General features: G+C 43.0%; 17 protein-coding genes and 1 tRNA gene. 8 read left to right on the forward strand and 10 right to left on the reverse strand.

Annotated features, from left to right (window positions below):
- Positions 1–170: 170 nt before the first annotated feature.
- Together OEX01_04425 and OEX01_04430 are read left to right on the forward strand one after the other, a co-directional pair.
- On the forward strand, positions 171–716 hold the full coding sequence (locus tag OEX01_04425; protein ID MDH5448232.1) for a GrpB family protein: 546 nt from the start codon (positions 171–173) through the stop codon (positions 714–716).
- Positions 717–1,232: 516 nt separating this feature from the next.
- A complete protein-coding gene (locus OEX01_04430; protein MDH5448233.1) occupies positions 1,233–3,194 on the forward strand; it encodes a multicopper oxidase in 1,962 nt (653 codons plus the stop codon).
- A 248-nt stretch (positions 3,195–3,442) separates the two neighbouring features.
- On the opposite strand, the gene OEX01_04435 is transcribed toward OEX01_04430, so the two are convergent.
- Both OEX01_04435 and OEX01_04440 read right to left on the reverse strand, forming a co-directional pair.
- Positions 3,443–3,874 carry a nuclear transport factor 2 family protein gene (locus tag OEX01_04435; protein ID MDH5448234.1) on the reverse strand — a complete coding sequence of 144 codons (432 nt, stop codon included), beginning with the start codon at positions 3,872–3,874 and terminating at the stop codon, positions 3,443–3,445.
- Between the two features lie 299 nt (positions 3,875–4,173).
- Entirely contained in the window at positions 4,174–4,383 is a 210-nt protein-coding gene (locus OEX01_04440) for a hypothetical protein (protein ID MDH5448235.1), read from the reverse strand.
- A 585-nt stretch (positions 4,384–4,968) separates the two neighbouring features.
- Here OEX01_04440 and OEX01_04445 point away from each other — a divergent pair.
- Together OEX01_04445 and OEX01_04450 are read left to right on the forward strand one after the other, a co-directional pair.
- The gene (locus tag OEX01_04445) at positions 4,969–5,154 is read left to right on the forward strand and encodes a TRAM domain-containing protein (GenBank protein MDH5448236.1); all 186 of its coding nucleotides are present in this window, start codon (positions 4,969–4,971) and stop codon (positions 5,152–5,154) included.
- 67 nt (positions 5,155–5,221) lie between these two features.
- Entirely contained in the window at positions 5,222–5,395 is a 174-nt protein-coding gene (locus tag OEX01_04450) for a hypothetical protein (protein MDH5448237.1), read from the forward strand.
- A gap of 313 nt (positions 5,396–5,708) precedes the next feature.
- On the opposite strand, the gene OEX01_04455 is transcribed toward OEX01_04450, so the two are convergent.
- Positions 5,709–6,017: a site-specific integrase gene (locus OEX01_04455; GenBank protein ID MDH5448238.1), complete on the reverse strand. Its 309-nt coding sequence runs from the start codon at positions 6,015–6,017 to the stop codon at positions 5,709–5,711.
- Between the two features lie 251 nt (positions 6,018–6,268).
- Between OEX01_04455 and OEX01_04460 the strand changes: the two genes are divergently transcribed.
- Entirely contained in the window at positions 6,269–6,592 is a 324-nt protein-coding gene (locus tag OEX01_04460) for a hypothetical protein (protein ID MDH5448239.1), read from the forward strand.
- Positions 6,593–6,764: 172 nt separating this feature from the next.
- Here the strand turns inward: OEX01_04460 and OEX01_04465 are convergent, their stop codons facing one another.
- The 5 genes from OEX01_04465 to OEX01_04485 all read right to left on the reverse strand — a co-directional run bounded on the left by OEX01_04465 (position 6,765) and on the right by OEX01_04485 (position 11,616).
- Complete coding sequence (locus tag OEX01_04465; GenBank protein ID MDH5448240.1) at positions 6,765–7,325, reverse strand: GNAT family N-acetyltransferase; 561 nt, start codon at positions 7,323–7,325, stop codon at positions 6,765–6,767.
- 84 nt (positions 7,326–7,409) lie between these two features.
- Positions 7,410–8,279 carry a site-specific integrase gene (locus tag OEX01_04470; protein MDH5448241.1) on the reverse strand — a complete coding sequence of 290 codons (870 nt, stop codon included), beginning with the start codon at positions 8,277–8,279 and terminating at the stop codon, positions 7,410–7,412.
- Between the two features lie 537 nt (positions 8,280–8,816).
- Positions 8,817–10,301, reverse strand: a complete 1,485-nt coding sequence (locus tag OEX01_04475) for a M3 family metallopeptidase (GenBank protein MDH5448242.1) — start codon at positions 10,299–10,301, stop codon at positions 8,817–8,819.
- A gap of 365 nt (positions 10,302–10,666) precedes the next feature.
- Positions 10,667–10,751: transfer RNA gene (locus tag OEX01_04480), tRNA-Leu, on the reverse strand.
- 106 nt (positions 10,752–10,857) lie between these two features.
- The gene (locus OEX01_04485; protein MDH5448243.1) at positions 10,858–11,616 is read right to left on the reverse strand and encodes a hypothetical protein; all 759 of its coding nucleotides are present in this window, start codon (positions 11,614–11,616) and stop codon (positions 10,858–10,860) included.
- A 92-nt stretch (positions 11,617–11,708) separates the two neighbouring features.
- Between OEX01_04485 and OEX01_04490 the strand changes: the two genes are divergently transcribed.
- From OEX01_04490 to OEX01_04500, 3 genes are read left to right on the forward strand one after another with little or no spacing between them, the layout of a single operon-like run.
- The gene (locus tag OEX01_04490; GenBank protein MDH5448244.1) at positions 11,709–13,193 is read left to right on the forward strand and encodes a radical SAM protein; all 1,485 of its coding nucleotides are present in this window, start codon (positions 11,709–11,711) and stop codon (positions 13,191–13,193) included.
- A gap of 57 nt (positions 13,194–13,250) precedes the next feature.
- Positions 13,251–13,565: a hypothetical protein gene (locus OEX01_04495; GenBank protein MDH5448245.1), complete on the forward strand. Its 315-nt coding sequence runs from the start codon at positions 13,251–13,253 to the stop codon at positions 13,563–13,565.
- 35 nt (positions 13,566–13,600) lie between these two features.
- A complete protein-coding gene (locus OEX01_04500) occupies positions 13,601–14,086 on the forward strand; it encodes a hypothetical protein (GenBank protein MDH5448246.1) in 486 nt (161 codons plus the stop codon).
- Positions 14,087–14,095: 9 nt separating this feature from the next.
- Here the strand turns inward: OEX01_04500 and OEX01_04505 are convergent, their stop codons facing one another.
- Together OEX01_04505 and OEX01_04510 are read right to left on the reverse strand one after the other, a co-directional pair.
- Positions 14,096–14,473, reverse strand: coding sequence for a cyclophilin-like fold protein (locus OEX01_04505; protein MDH5448247.1), 378 nt, complete (start codon positions 14,471–14,473; stop codon positions 14,096–14,098).
- A 5-nt stretch (positions 14,474–14,478) separates the two neighbouring features.
- Positions 14,479–15,798: a cyclic 2,3-diphosphoglycerate synthase gene (locus tag OEX01_04510; GenBank protein MDH5448248.1), complete on the reverse strand. Its 1,320-nt coding sequence runs from the start codon at positions 15,796–15,798 to the stop codon at positions 14,479–14,481.
- Positions 15,799–15,970: the final 172 nt, after the last annotated feature.

The following is a 15,970-nucleotide window of genomic DNA, read 5'->3' on the forward strand; positions in this document are numbered from 1 at the left end:
CTATCCCTCTTGATTTACAGATATGCAATGTGAATTTCTGAGTGATGTAAATCGGCGCGTGCGCGGCATAACCAGCTTTTCAACAAGTTCGTTTAAACCAGAATTGATAAAACCTTTTCGCGTGCTAATATAGAGCTTTTTATTGTCGTTTTTCAGTTAAGTTTAGAGAAATGAAAAGACTAGTCAAAGTTATGGACTATAACCCTCAATGGTCTGAATTGTTTGAGAATGAGAAGCGTCTGATCCTTAAGGTCATAGGACGCTTTGTTGTTGGAATTGAACATGTAGGAAGCACTGCCGTCATTGGTTTAGGTGCCAAACCGATTATTGACATCACTGTCGCTATCAAGAATCTCAAAGACGCTAACAAGTGTATTGAACCTCTTGAAAGTATTGGCTACGAGTATGCTCCAGAGTATGAAGAATCAATGCCTGAAAGACGATATTTCCACAAGGGCAGACCACCAAGGGAACGACATTATGACCTACACATGGTTGAATTGTTAAGCGATTTCTGTAAAAGACATCTATTGTTCCATAACTATCTTCGAGCTCATCCAGAAGTCGCTCAAGATTATCACGAATTGAAGAAAAGACTTGCAGTAGAATATGGTTCGGATCATGAATGCTACACTGAAGCAAAAACATCATTCATTGAATCTGTAGTTGCCAAAGCAAGAACTGAAACAGACGCGCGTGCAATCACATACGAGTAAAGATTTGGATCGTCGAATAATGCGACCGATTGGCCTTATTTCTGTCATTGACCCACATCAGCCTTCGGCTGCGAAGATTTCGGTACAGCACCCTCACTCTAAACGAATGCAGAGTCCCTGCAAATCTTTACACATAGCTAGTTAAGGCTCACAGTGCAGTTTTGTCTGCTGGAATAGACAACAAACTGGGGAAAAATCGAAATCCGAAAAGCTTAGCATAGGACACACCCTTGTTCTAATCTCTAAATATAGATTTCGCTTTCTTGCACGCGCCTCATTTTTCAGCGCCAGTACTTCCTTCAGGAAATTGATTTGAGAAATCAAGTCTTGTGTCATGATAAATGCGCGAATCTGTTGCTGTGGTATCACAGTCACACAATTTTAAATAATGACTCAACAATGTACTTCAAAGTTAGGTAAAAGATAAAAGGAGCAAAGAAAATGAAAACGAAGATAATACTTCCTTCCTTGTTGACAATCCTATTAGTACTTGCAAGCATATTTGCTTCAGGGATCATGAGTTCTTATGCTGCAAAGCCAGTGCCAGCAGATTTTCCAACACTGAATCCCCTGATGATACCGAAGTTCGTCAATCAATTGGTTAAACCTCCAGTCTACGTGCCGACAACTGTCGGTGGAGTTGACTATTACACAGTTGACATGACTAATTTCACGCAGCAAATATTACCACCGCCCTTTCCAGAGACAGAGGTGTGGGGTTACGGAGGTATAGTGGATTATAACCCACTCACTGGATTATACAATGACTACTTCAGATTTGCGCCTGGCGCGACATTTGAAGCCATGAAAGGGACTCCCGTCAACGTAACGTGGCAGAACAAGATAACATCCTTACACATGTTTGCTGTTGATCCAACCCTTCATTGGGCAAATCCCAACGCAATCAATATGACACGAGTAATGGAACTAGCGATGCAGGGAATCTATCCGATGTTTCCTCCCGGATACAATGGCAGTATAATCTCTGGAAACCCAGAAGGATACAACGCTCAAAGCCCTGTTCCGTTGATTCCACACTTGCACGGTGGTGAAGTCCATTCTACGTCTGATGGACATCCCGAAGCATGGTTTACCTACAATGGAATGCGAGGCGATGCTTTCAACGTAACTGCCGTTGGAACTGGAAATTCTGATGAAGCAAGATTCTATTATCCCAACCAGCAGCCTCCTACAACCCTATGGTACCACGACCATGCTCTGGGCATAACCCGAATCAACGTGATGTCGGGCCTAGCAGGGTTCTATCTGCTCAGAGATCCTGCTGACACTACACCATTGCCTTTTGGCAATTATGAGTATCCCATAGTGATCCAGGATCGATCGTTCAACGGTGACGGCTCAATGTGGTTCCCAAAAATTGGCCTCGACCCCATGGTTCACCCTTACTGGCAACCAGAGTTCTTCGGCAACACAATCATGGTTAACGGCAAAGTCTGGCCCAACCTCAACGTGGAACGGGCTCTATACCGCTTCCGCCTACTTGACGGCTCAAACGCTCGTTTCTACGACCTATGGTTCCAAGTCAAACCCGGACCTTTGAATCCAATGCTGAATCCTCCACCCTTGACGTTCTATCAGATCGGAACGGATGGCGGCTACCTGCCAGCACCAGTTCCACTGACACGCTTGACCATCGCACCAGGCGAGAGGGCGGACATAATTGTCGACTTTTCGACCCTTTTCCCGGGTGACAGGGTTATCGTCCGGAATAGAGCCAAGGCTCCATTTCCGAATGGTGTATCACCCGACCCAAGAACAGTAGGCACAATAATGCAATTCACTATCAACGGCCCGCTCAGTGACGCAAATCAGCCCACAACTATTCCACTGACACTCCCCAGCACAATACCAGTACTAACTCCTGATGCGCCAAGCAGAACCTTGACTCTCATTGAGAAAATGGGAATGCTAGGACCAACAGAGATATTCCTTGATGGACAAAAGTGGGCAGGAAACTCAATCCAAGCAATTTCAGAAACCCCACAACTTGGGTCGACTGAGGACTGGATTATTGTCAATCCGACAGCAGACACCCATCCTATCCACCTGCATCTCGTACAGTTCCAGCTTGTTAGTCGCCAGAATTTCGATATCAACAAATACCTCGCTGACTGGTACGCGGCGAATGGCGTTGTAAATCCAATGACAGACTTGCCTTTCACTATGCCGACAGTAAACGTAGGCGCGCCTGCCACAGGTCTTGCTGCCTTGGCTACCTATTTGAAGGGAAAACCTGTCCTTCCTGCTGCCAACGAAATGGGCTGGAAAGACACCATCCAAGTCAACCCAGGCGAGGTAACTGTCATCAGAGTCCGCTTTGCGCCCATTGATGGATCAGCTACATATCCATTCGACCCTACGACAGGACCTGGATACGTCTGGCACTGCCACATTTTGGATCATGAAGACAACGAAATGATGCGCCCCTACAAAGTAGCACCAATACCACCACCATAACCCAGCAAGGGCACATCTCGAAAGTCTACCTCCCCCTCTTTTTTTCTATGTTGGTTGATCTTTTAGAACTAAGCAGTATTATTCGAACTCTGGTAGTATAGTCCGGTTAGAACTGCCCAAGATGGAAATATCTCCCGAATTCCCCCTACATTCCTTCCTTTTTGTTCAAGTAATTAGCGCGCGCGAGTTTGAGGCATATCTTTAACCCCACACAGACTCATTACCAACCGCTGATATTTTTACAACCTTTATTTTAAGCTCTTATCGTTTGCTTCTGACATATGCTGTTGACATATCTTCCAGCTCCCACCGCGTTTCTCCAGAACTCCCGTCCATCGAATGTCTTTCGTGCCCCAAGGCTTCCCATTATATTCTCCTTCATCGTCCACTATAGCTGAAAACCAGGCTACCTCTCCCGTCTTTGAAATTACAATTCTTAGGTTTCTGATATCAAATCCTTTAGCTTTGTTTCGTGGGTTCATCCACATATCCAGGAATGTTTCAAACTGGTTCCATCCTACGACGGTGCTCTTAGAGTCTGGATAATATGTAAAGAAGTCATCATCTTTTGCAAAGAGGCTTTCAAAGAGTGCTCGATCTTTGGTTAGAGCCCATCCGAAGGAATCGTGGATTATTTTAGCAATTTCGTTCTCATCGTTCGTCTTATCGGAACTGGGCAAATCTAGTCAACATGGAAACATTTTTTTTACTAATAAATTTTTCGCAGGAAAGGACTGTAAGCGCATATGCATGCATGCGTGCGCGTGAGGAGGGTGGGATTTGAACCCAACCAACCAACCAACAAATTTATCAACGGCTGGGTGGCCCTGCTCACTGACTTGCAGGAAGTGGGTAAGCATGTGTGGCTTTTTTCATTGTATGCATGGATAACAGGGTACAAAGTCCTGTCGGTCTAACACCAATCCGAAATGCGAAATTGTAAATCAGATGTCGTATACTTGCGCGCGCATGTGTATTTCTAGACATAGTATCGTTTGTCATCTGTCTTCTTTATTTCGCCAAGGAAAGCTCCAGCAAAATAAGGTAACCATTGTTGTTCCTGCGAGTTTAACTCAGCCTCTTCAACAGTCACAGCTTTTTCTTTTGAAGTGGCTCCCACGTTCTTTAATTTTAAGCTAATTCTGTAACGCATTACAAAATTAAACCCCGAAAGCCCAGAACGAGACAAATTACAAATCCCTCTGTACATCTACATATATGCATGCTGTATTGAGATCCTTTAGAAGGCTTGGAAATTGATCTTTCTTCTTGAAGCTTTTGTTCTTTTCTGCTCTGGTGATCCAAGATTGCGCTGATCTGCTAATCTGTTTGTTTTCTATTTTCACAGTTCCAACCCTACGTTTTTTAGTAGAATGATCTGAAAGATGAATGACAAAATTGGAAGGTTTCTTGTCAGTATTTTTTAGAGAATTCTACGTAGTAATACAATACGCTTGGGCACATATTAAGATATGTGTGTACTCAATAGTCAAGAACCTATATGTGCTCGCGCATTTTCCCTTTTTACACAGCATTCATGGAGCTAATACCCTACCGCGTGGAAGTGTGCATACAAGGGTTAATAAGGAGGGCTGGTGCAATTAGGGATAAGCAGTTAGAGCTTTCCGAAAAGGGTAGAACGCTTACCAAGGTTTTTGCTTTTTTTGGGGTGTATCAAAGCAATTCTAGCTGACAAATCAAATGAGGTGATAGAATGTCGTATTCATATATCCAAGAAAAAAAATGGCAAAGCAGTGGACGACCTAGATTCAACATGAAGGCACCAGTTGAAGTTGACAAAGAATATGAAGCCGAAATTGAGGACATAAGCAGAAGAGGCGACGGAATCGCAAAAATCGAAGGATTCGTCATATTTGTGTCAAACACTGAACAAGGAGAACACGTCAAGTTCAAAATAGCGAGAGTTGGAAACAGGTTCGCAATCGGCGAGTTAGTGTAAGACTGACAACAGCTTCTAGAGTTTAGTATAAGGCTAATAGAGGTGATTTTTCTTGTCCCAAAGAAAGATGTTTGAGATCAAATGCACTGACTGTGGTAAAGCTGCCACGGTGCCTTTCAAGCCTACAATAGGCAAGCCAGCTTACTGTCGTACATGTTTCTCGAAACGCACGTCTAAACATCAAAAAGGTTTAAGTACGAACTTTAAATTTGCGCGGCCAAAAGCATGGGTGAGACGGTGAGGTAATTGGCAAGGAAGAAAGGAGAACCCGCTAGAATGCGCACGTAACGCGCGCGCACCATTCAATTCTTTCCAAGAAGTTTTTCTTGATAATCTCTCCACTGTGTTTTGACATAGGGTCCTAGGCTTTCAATATCAGACACACCTACAAAAATCCCGCAAGGCAAAGGGTGTGTTGAAAACATATTTTCCATAATAACTCTCTGCTTGACTCCTAAACCAGTGACACCACTGTCCTGTTACATGGTTGACTATTTGCCAAGCCCGGTGACGCTTAAACTTAAACAGTCTCTCTTTGGGTTCACCTATTAATTCTAAATAACCTTGGACAAGCTTGGTAAACTTGGATAATGGGCCTTTAAGTGGAAGAGGAACTTCGTTACGAATAGGAGCATTCCTATGATTAACCGATTTGCCTTTCTAGTCTTCAGCCTCTTAACAAGAATCATGTTCCGTATGACAATGAAGTTCCTGTCAGCTTGAAAGTCAAACTGCTCCTTAGTCAAAGACAACACTTCAGAAATTCTGCCAGCAGTTAGAAAGAGTAAAGACATTAAAGCTCTGTCCCGTTTGTAGTAGAACTCTCTCTTCTCCTTGTAAATCCAAGTTTTTGAAGTAATCAAACTGTATATCTGTTCAACACCTAAACGCTTCTTTATATCCTCATTAGTCCTGCGACGTACACCGACAAGCTAAGGCCTAGGCAATAGTAATCACTGAAGTCAAATAATGCTGTTTGTCTATTTAAAAGACGTTATTGTTACTATAACATCTATTTTGGAAGCACAACATGCAAAAATAGATTTGTAGTATTACTCTTAAGTTCATAATCCTTTTCTTTTATCTTCTTGAGTAAACACTTGAGGATACAATCTTGCGTACTGAACAAGCTCTTGCCTTGATTGCTTTGATATTAGGAATAATCGGTGGTGTTCTTCTTATAGGCGGCGGTGTTGGGATTCTATTAAGATTGCTCGAAGGCAATGTAACTATCAAAGCGGAAACTCTCTTGATTACAAGCATAGGAATTGTGGCCATAGTTGCCAGCGTGATAATCTGGACAGGTCGTTATGTAGCTGGGGGTTCTATAAACATTGCTTTGGGAGTCCTAATGGTTTTGTATGGAGAAGTTCAGCAAGGGCTAATAATTCTGATAAGTGGGATCTTAGGTATTATAGCCCCGAAAATCGAAGATTGAAGACAACTTCTGTTTCTATAAAACACATTCAGTATACATCTGTTAAAAGCAGGATATGCAACTCCTTCCTCCTCTATTGAAAGTGTAATACGTAATACACAACGAGGAGCAGAAGGAGAAGCTGCCATCAAAACCCTCACGTTCTCTTATGAAGCATCCGTATGCTGCATATCTATTCTTTGTGTTTGGTACGTGTTCTTTTCCATTCATTCTCAAGCATGGCATACAACAGAGAGTCACGCCATTCACCTTTTGCCCATTTGTGTTCTCGAAGGTGACCCTCATATAGCATGCCTATTTTCTCCAAAACATTTCTTGAGGCGATGTTATCTGGGTCAACTTTAGCGAAAATACGATGCAAAGCAAGCTGCTTAAAGCCAAACTCAAGCAATGCCTTGGCTGTTTCGGCTGCGTAACCTTTACGCCAGAAATGGCGGTTGAGACAGTATCCAAGCCATCCTTCTTTGTTTTCTGAACTCGCTACGCAAACATCACAGCTACCAATGAGTTTGTTTTCTCCTTTTAGTGTTATAGCAAGTGTGTATTTTCTACGAGGTTTCTCCTTCTGAGAGGAGATGGATCGACTGATGAAAGCCTTAGTCTCATCTTCAGCGTTTGGCCCCCAATCCATGAAGCGAACAACTTCTGGATCAGAGGCATAGCTATGAACTGCCTGCCAATCGGTCTCCTCAAACTCTCGCAGTAAAAGACGTTCAGACTGTATGACAACCATCAAGTTCACTTTAATTACGTGTGGATCTCTGCAAGTTATGGCTCGTCTTCCGCTCCTATAAAATGTATGCATACTGCATACGCTTTAGATGATGGAGAAGTAGCCATCATGATCACTTCCTTTTTCGGAAGAATGTCGATCTGTCCTTTTGACATACGTATTCGAATCTGCTTCTATTAGTTGTTGAATTTCTTTTGGTGTTTGAGCTACTTTGCTGATGAACTCTTCTTCAGTGTCAAAATCTGCCAGGTCTATGTAGATCAGTGTGTTTTTCAGAGATCTGTGTCCCATTTTTCTCTGAACGTGAACTATGTCTCTGGTTTTGTGATATAGCATGGTTCCATAGAAGTGTCTGAGATCGTAGAGTCTTACCTGCTTTAATTCTTGTTTGTTATAGGTTTCTGCTATTCTTTTTCTTAGCTTGAACCAGTTGCTTTGAAGCGTTTTTGAGCTTGGAAATATCTCTTTGTTGACTGATTGCATGTTAGAGACTAACTGCTTTAGTAGTGCCAGGGTTTCCTTTTTGATTCGTAAAACTCTTGCTTCTCCACCTTTGGCTGTCTCTGGATAAACTAAACCTTTGTGCAAGTCGATTTGTTTCAAAGTTAATCTTGAAACTTCGATAGGTCTTAGTCCACATTCCTTTACCAGTTTAAACGCTACTCGGTTTCTTGTTCTTGTATAGCTGATTATCAGGTCTATGTCAGATTCTAAGGGCAATTTCTTAATGCTGAAGGCTCTTTGATGCCTGGGCTTCCTCCACTCTAAACAGTGAAAAACAGCATAGTGATTGTAAGCATTAACGATGTTTTCTTTGTAACCGTTTGACCAGTCCACCCTAACTATGAACTCCTTCACTTTCTCAGGATTATCTAAATCAGCGTGTTTTCCCAGATTTCTTAATCTTCTTCCTATCGGTTTTATTGTGTTTTCTGAGTATCCATCCTTTCTCATTTGCCATAAAACTTGGAAAATACGTTGTGCAGTGGGTTCGTTTAAAGTGCGGGGGGTGGGACCCCCACCCAACTTTACCGGCAAAAAAGCATACCAAATATGCTTGGCGAGAGTTCGAAACTCCCGGGCTACCACGAAACCCAAATCCAGACGGCGTTCGAACTCTTGGTTCAGTGGTTATTGAGGTCAAGTTTTATCCAACCAACCACGCCTAAATGTCACTTCTTTCGCATTCTAGTTAAATAGTGAGATTCATCACTAGAGACAGCCCAACAAGAACCCCTCTACAAAATCCGTAATCGAGAAACCTGAATATTCAAAGTGTAAAAAGCAACCTATTCGAATCCCCAAAGCAATAGATATCATGCCCATTGCCAATATGCTCTCGTCTTTGAGCCGCATTCCACTTCACCTTGTCCGTAAAGATGTTAGCACGGTTTGGGAATAAACTTTACCATCTACCCCACTTGCGCTGCCTATATAGATTTGCGCGTATGAATGCGGTTCACATGAGGTTGTTGGCGAAATATCTGCTCTTTAACTGAAACGTTTCTGAAGCGAAGATAGCAACTGTTCTATGCTTAGATCTCTGTATCCTAACATTCTAGCAAGTTCGACAGCGTCGTATTTTTGTCCATAAGCCCACAAATTCTTCAGAAATGCTCCGGCCTCTTTGTTGTTAAACCATTCTTCTCCGAATCTTTCCTTAAGCGTTGCTCTCAATTGCTCTTCGAAAATCCAAGCCCGTAAATACTGCGTGCAGTAGAAGCCGTCATCCCAATCAGTGAGGAAACGGTTCTTAGGATGCTTGAATTTTAGAATTTCTTCAAGGGTTTCCTTGTATACTTCATCCATTCCTTCTAGTGTGTCGGCTCTGTGTAGTTTGAGTTCATAAGAAAGTTTTGCTCCGTATCTTCTCAAGAAATAGAGCTTGCTTAAAGAGAAAAAGTCCAAGTATTCATCTGTTTCTCTCAAGGGCGTATTCTGCTTCAGCCAATTCTCGTCAGTTAACAAATATTCCAGAAGATAGGCAAAGGCTTCAGATACAGAATCATCGCCTAGCCGCTTGTACTCCACAGCTAGTTCTGGATTCGTACAGGCACAATGCTCGGCGTGTCCCGCTTCATGGAACAAGCTTGCATAGTCATCCTGTCCACCTTGAGGCAAGATAACTAATTTGATTTCTTGGGGAATCCTTATCGCGCTACAGAAAGCCCTTGGAGATTTTGTTGGTCTTTCCTCCATATCGATCATGATATTCTTCTGCCCTTCTAAGCAGAAACCGAGCCTTGCTAGCATCTTGCTTAAAGCTCTCACAGCGCCTTCTTTCGGAAAGTATTCGTCGCATTCTCTTGCCCTGAGGAGGAAGGCCATATCGTGGAGTTCCGCGTCATCCAGTCCAACACCAACCTTATCAAGTAGTGCGTTTTCCATTCTGTTGACATAAGTAGACTCGGTTTTGGCGATGAAGTCTTGCATCAGTTTTTCTAGCTGATGAAAGTCAATGCCCCTGACGGTCTCGAATAGCGCCGCATAGTTCGAATAACCCAACTCTTTTGAAGTTTCGTGTAGTTTTTCCGTTCTGGCCAGACTAAGGACATTGATTCTTTCTACTACTTCGTTTCTCGCTTCATAGAGTCGGCTTCTCTTTTCTCGGTTTGGTTCACTTGCCGCTCTCGCAAACGCTTGTCTGAAAGGGATAGTTTCTCCATCTAATCTGACAGTTTCTTTCGATTCCATTGTATCTGCTTTTTCAGTAACCTCTTTTACCGTGTTGACCAGGTATCTACTGGCGAAGAATCGTTGCAGGTGTCTAAGTTTTCTTTCATCTTCTCCTTTTGCATGTTCCCTCTTTTCTTTGAGTGCTAGAATTAGTTCCTTCGTGAACAAATGCCCATACTTGTTATAAATAGGTGAGAGGTTCACTTCCTGCTTTAGACCGGACAAGTTGAGATACCATTCTTTTTCCAATTCGCTGCTGAAGTTCTCCACATCTTGCCTAATCTTATTCCAGTCATACATTCATTAATCAAACCTTTTTTCGACAGAAAAACAACAAATACGTAAGATTTAAAGCTTTCTGGTCAAAATACGGAAGAGAATACCTTCTTTTCAGTAATCAACCAAGAAAGAACGCCTACCACCTGGCATTGCAGAGGCCTTGAACAGACATATTTTCACCTTTCATTTTCAACACAACCTCCACGAACCCCTTTTCTGCTGAACCTGCATAAAAATATTTGGTGCACTGATACTGTTAACTTATTCATGCTAATGGTTTGCGTAAAAGTTGTGGTGACCATGTTGTAGATGTCACAAGGCTTCCGCAACGTTCTGAATTGGGTTTATTTGGCTGAAACAAGCTCAGAATGTGCCTACATTTCAGATGCGGGGGGTGGGATTTGAACCCACGAACCCCTACGGGATAGCCGCCTCAGGGCTACGCCTTTGGCCATGCTTGGCAACCCCCGCTCGCAAGTGGGAATATTGATATCGTTTAGGTTAAATTAAATCTTGTTCCAAATAGTTTTGCTGTTTTTGAACGCGCTTTCTTCTTCATAGGAAGCTCTCGAAATATCTAAGCCTTCGTACTTGAATTCCATAAATATTGGAAATAATCTTTCGCGAACTTCACTAAGCCCACATGATTACTCCAAATAACTAAGCTAGGCTTGTCCTCTTCTCCCAAAAACAGCAAAGCCTCCTCCCCGTCTACAATCACTCCACCTCCAAACATATCGTCGCGTCCTCTCAATTCTACAACACTCATCAGTCCCTCTAACCCCCAATCTTTGGGCTCACCAGCAACCATAACCAAAACCTTCACATCACTCAATCTTAAACTAGCCAACAACGGCATCGCCTTCTCAGCCAAACCTCGTGCAAACAATGGCGCTGCAATCATCACCTGACTACGCGCCTTACCCAACATCTCTCGCAACTTCGCCAACACACTAGTCTCACCTCGCAAAATCCAAATATCAGGCTTCTCTCGCAACTCACGTTTTTCATAAAGAGGCTGCAACTCCCCAACCACTGCTCGCTCCCAAGCTTGCATTTTTCCTTCAAGCTTATGCTTAGCTGCCTCAAATGCCTCTAAAGGCGACTTCGCAAAATACCGGCTCGGTCTACCCCGCTCAATATCTACCCACCCCTTCCGTTCCAAGTTGTTCAAAACCTCGTAAACCTTTGAAAAGGGCACGTTAGCACTCTCACTCACTTCACTAGCTGTCATCACTCCCCTCTCCACGAGGCTTAGATAAACAGCTGACTCGTAAGTCGTCAACCCTAAATCACGCAAAACTCTCCTTGCTCCCTCTCCAACAACTTGATCCAACCCATCTTTCACCTTCTGAAACTTCGGAAAAACTTCAAATACTCGCCTTACTTAAAAACGTTTTACAACCACCAGTGGTGAAAAAGACGCTAATAATAAAACAAACCAAAAGCCTGTGTCCCGAATGTCTCGCACTTCTAGACGCTACCATATATGAAAAAGATAACAAGGTCTACATAGAAAAAACCTGCCCAGAACATGGCGAATACACCGCGCTTTACTGGAGCGACTACAAGCAATACAAGCGTGCAGAAAAATACCGAAAAGAAGGAGAAGGTCTAAACAACCCACATACTCAGGCAATCAAAGGCTGTCCTCTGGACTGCGGTATTTGCCCACAACATAAAAGTCATACAGGTCTTGCCATAATCGACGTTACCAACCGTTGCAACCTTCGATGTCCCGTCTGTTTTGCTAACGCAGCTGCAGCAGGATATGTGTACGAACCCACAAAACAGCAAATTCAAGACATGCTCCAAAACCTACGCCAAAACAGCCCAGTTCCAGCCACCGCATTACAATTCAGTGGCGGCGAACCCACGATACGCGAGGACTTGCCTGAATTAGTTAAGATGGCGAAAGATTTAGGATTTAGCCACGTGGAAGTCAACACTAATGGCATTCGCCTTGCCCAAAGCGTAGAGTACTGTAAAACCCTTAAGGAAGCTGGCGTGAGTACCGTCTACTTACAATTCGACGGCTTGACCAGTGACATTTACAACTTCACTCGTGGCGTCGACCTTTTAGAAACAAAAATGAAAGCTATTGACAACTGTAGAGAAGCAGGTCTTGACAGTATCGTATTAGTGATGACGCTCGTCAAAGGAGTAAACGACCATCAACTCGGCGACATAATACGCTTTACAGTCGAAAACTTCGATGTAGTACGTTGCATAAACGTTCAGCCAGTGAGCTTATGCGGGCGTTTGCCAGAAGAAGAAAGAGAGAAGATGCGCATAACCATACCCGACTTCATGCGTCTCTGTGAGGAACAAACAGACGGGAAAATAAAGGTAGACGACTTCTATCCGGTCCCTACAGTAGTGCCAATCTCTCAAGCCATCGGTGCAATAAAACACAAACGTTACGTCGAATTCACCGCTCACCCTCACTGTGGCATGGCAACCTACCTTTTCGTTGAGAACGGAGAAATAACGCCAATTACACGTTATGGAAACGTAGATAAGTTTATCGAAACAATGGAAAAAGTTTACGAAGAAGCACAAAAGGGGCATGAAACCCGAGCAAAAATGCGCCTAGTCGGAGCGTTGAGGCATGTAGGGTTTGGCATGTTGAGAAAATACCTTCTACCTGTCTTGAAAACCGCAAGCTATGAAGCCCTAGGTGACCTTCAAAGGAAAGCCATACTGCTCTCTTCAATGCATTTTATGGACTCTTACAACTTCGACTTAGAAAGAGTGCAAAGATGCTGCATTCACTACGCCGTGCCTGACGGACGCATAATCCCTTTCTGTACAATGAATAACATTCATAGAGCAGAAATAGAAAAAAAGCTAGGCATTCCGCTATCCCAGTGGCAGAAAAAACACAAACAAGAAATTGCTGCGGTTGCGTGACAGAAAAAGACTATAAGGACGCATCACCTCTTTTCTCAAGTAGTTGAGGAGACAATTATGGGCGGAAAGAAGAAGCAATCTATAAGGCAAATGACGAAAGCGCAGAAAAAGGAAAGTGGTAAAAAGGAAAAATCTGCGGCAGCACCAAGCGAAAAAAAGTCTATTCCAGGAATTACACCACCAAGCTTGAAAAGTGACAAGTTTGCAAATGAGCTGAAGAAGATGAAGGTTATAACACCCTATTCTGTTGCATCCCGCTTTGACGTACGTTTGAGCGTTGCTAGAGGCTTTCTGAACGAATTAGAGCGCAAAGGCATGATCGAGTTTATTTCCAAGAGTCGAAATCTCAAAATCTACAAACCCATAGACTAGCTTTTTATTAATTCTCTATAAGAGAAGAGACACTGATGGTTTCTGGTTTTCCCAAACGAGTCTACACTGTGGATGAATTGGAAAAAGCCAGAGAACTTGTAGAATCTGGATATAAACATCGACTAATTGTAAAGGGGCACCCTCGCTTCAAAAAAAGAGTAAAGGAAGCTTTGAATCATGTTAAGACTGCTGGATTCTACGGCTTTTTAAGAAGCTACATCAGGCAAATTGTTGAGATTGAAGGTTTCAGCCAACTACGTGAAGCAGAAGCAGCCATTTGGGCAAACATGCAGCTGTTGGAAAATCCTATTGATGCAGCAGGATTTTTTGTACAGAAAGCGTCGCAGATGAAAGAGTTCTTAGAAGGGAAATTGTATTATGGTGGAGCTGCCGAGGCGAGAAGCGTTGAGAAAAGAATCGAGTTTTTGAGGATTTTAAGAATTAAATCAAAAAGCCGTGCTGTGAAAGATGAATGCGGAAAGATTTTAAAAAAGTGGGCTGAAAGCACGTTTGTTTTTTAAAGTTAGACTTTATTTTCTCTCAACCTTAATTCTAGTCCCGCTTTTTGTCTCAGCAAAAATCTCCAAGTTCTTCGTTACTGTCCCAATTATGTTAACAGGGCTATAAGGCTGAGTATCCCCGTAAAATATGCAGAGAGAGTTTCCCATAGGCCAATAGGCAATCGTGCCTTTCTCAACTTTTGGTTTAGCTTTCTCGTCACCCATCTTAATTGGAATTTCAAAGTAGACCTCTTCTTTCCACAAAGCCGCCCTGCCTTCAATTGGAAGAGTCTTCGTTATGGCATCAACTGTTCTTGGTGCTAAGTGGCGAATTAATTCGCCTTCAGCTTCGCCGATATCTTCTATATAGAATTTAATTAGTACGCGCGTTATACTTTCCTCAGTCATCTGCTTCACTTTTGGAAGTGTTTCTTTAGCACGTCTTCTAGGGTTGGAGAGCTTAGTTCTTTAAGGTTGTATTTCGCTCTTATAGCAGGTTTGTTAATGCGCAAAACCCGTCTCAAGTCTATGGGAGTACCGATTACCACGATATCGCATGGCGTGTTGTTTATCGTTTTCTCTAGTTCTTTTATTTGTTCCTTGCCATACCCAACGGCGGGAAGCAACGTTCCAAGATGCGTATATTTCTTGAAAGTTTCCATTATTGAGCCCACAGCATAAGGCCTTGGGTCGACGATTTCGCTTGCACCTAATCTCCTAGCCACAATAACTCCTGCGCCATAAGCCATGTTGCCATGCGTCAATGTAGGACCATCTTCCACCACTAGAACTCGCTTTCCTTTAATCAAATCAGAGTTGTCTACAGTAATGGGAGAAGATGCTTCGATGATTAAAGCGTCGGGGTTCACTGTTTTAATGTTTTTCCGCACGGTTTCTATACCCTCTGGGCTGGCAGTGTCCACTTTGTTGATAATTATAACGTCTGCCATCCTCAAGTTTGTTTCTCCGGGATAGTACGCGAGTTCGTGACCTGGTCTGTGGGGGTCCGCAACCACTATGAGAAGATCGGAACAATAGAATGGGACGTCGTTGTTTCCGCCATCCCAGACAACTATGTCCGCTTCTTTCTCTGCTTCTCTCAAGATTTTTTCATAATCTACACCTGCAAAAACCAATATTCCGTTGGCAATGTGGGGTTCGTATTCCTCTCGCTCTTCAATTGTACATTCATGCTTGTCAAGGTCTTCGTAAGACGCAAACCGTTGCCAAATCTGCTTTGCCAAATCTCCGTAGGGCATCGGATGCCTAATAACCGCTATGCGGAAGCCCATTTTCTTCAAGAGGATAGCTACTTTTCGCGAAGTTTGGCTTTTTCCAGAGCCAGTTCTAACTGCGCAAACAGAAACTACTGGAACTTTGGCTTTCAACATTGTCGTGGACGGTCCCATTAGCCTAAAGTCTGCTCCACAAGACAGTACTAGTGATGCTTGGTGCATGACATATTCGTGAGGTACGTCGCTGTAAGCGAAAACAACCTCGCTAACATCATGTTTTTTGATAAGCTCGGGCAATTTTTCTTCGGGGTATATGGGGATTCCCTGTGGATATTTTGGTCCTGCGAGTTCTGGAGGGTAATTTCGTTTTTCGATTCCAGGTATTTGCGTGGCAGTGAAGGCTACTACCTCGTATGAATCGTTGTTTCGGAAGTAGACGTTAAAGTTGTGGAAGTCTCTGCCTGCTGCTCCCATAATTATTACCTTGGTTTTTTTCATGTAAGAACCTCTGTTTTTTCATTAATGATGTAGAGTCGAGAGTGGTGAGATAGTATCCTTTTTTTTCATTCCATATAAATCTTTATCAACTATGATTTTCGCCTTAACACTATTATTTTCGCTTACGGAACACCTGCACTCCTTCTATTGTAGTGAAGTATTCGAAACCTAC

The sequence above is a fragment of the Candidatus Bathyarchaeota archaeon genome (assembly GCA_029882535.1).
Classification (GTDB): Archaea; Thermoproteota; Bathyarchaeia; order Bathyarchaeales; family SOJC01; genus JAOUKM01.

Excerpts from the sequence above, each read along its gene's own strand:
- OEX01_04425 (MDH5448232.1), top strand. The coding sequence starts at position 171 with ATGAAAAGACTAGTCAAAGTTATGGACTATAACCCTCAATGGTCTGAA.
- OEX01_04430 (MDH5448233.1), top strand. The coding sequence starts at position 1,233 with ATGAGTTCTTATGCTGCAAAGCCAGTGCCAGCAGATTTTCCAACACTG.
- OEX01_04445 (MDH5448236.1), top strand. The coding sequence starts at position 4,969 with ATGAAGGCACCAGTTGAAGTTGACAAAGAATATGAAGCCGAAATTGAG.
- OEX01_04450 (MDH5448237.1), top strand. The coding sequence starts at position 5,222 with ATGTTTGAGATCAAATGCACTGACTGTGGTAAAGCTGCCACGGTGCCT.
- OEX01_04465 (MDH5448240.1), bottom strand. The coding sequence starts at position 7,325 with ATGGTTGTCATACAGTCTGAACGTCTTTTACTGCGAGAGTTTGAGGAG.
- OEX01_04470 (MDH5448241.1), bottom strand. The coding sequence starts at position 8,279 with ATGAGAAAGGATGGATACTCAGAAAACACAATAAAACCGATAGGAAGA.
- OEX01_04475 (MDH5448242.1), bottom strand. The coding sequence starts at position 10,301 with ATGTATGACTGGAATAAGATTAGGCAAGATGTGGAGAACTTCAGCAGC.
- OEX01_04495 (MDH5448245.1), top strand. The coding sequence starts at position 13,251 with ATGGGCGGAAAGAAGAAGCAATCTATAAGGCAAATGACGAAAGCGCAG.
- OEX01_04500 (MDH5448246.1), top strand. The coding sequence starts at position 13,601 with ATGGTTTCTGGTTTTCCCAAACGAGTCTACACTGTGGATGAATTGGAA.
- OEX01_04505 (MDH5448247.1), bottom strand. The coding sequence starts at position 14,473 with ATGACTGAGGAAAGTATAACGCGCGTACTAATTAAATTCTATATAGAA.
- OEX01_04510 (MDH5448248.1), bottom strand. The coding sequence starts at position 15,798 with ATGAAAAAAACCAAGGTAATAATTATGGGAGCAGCAGGCAGAGACTTC.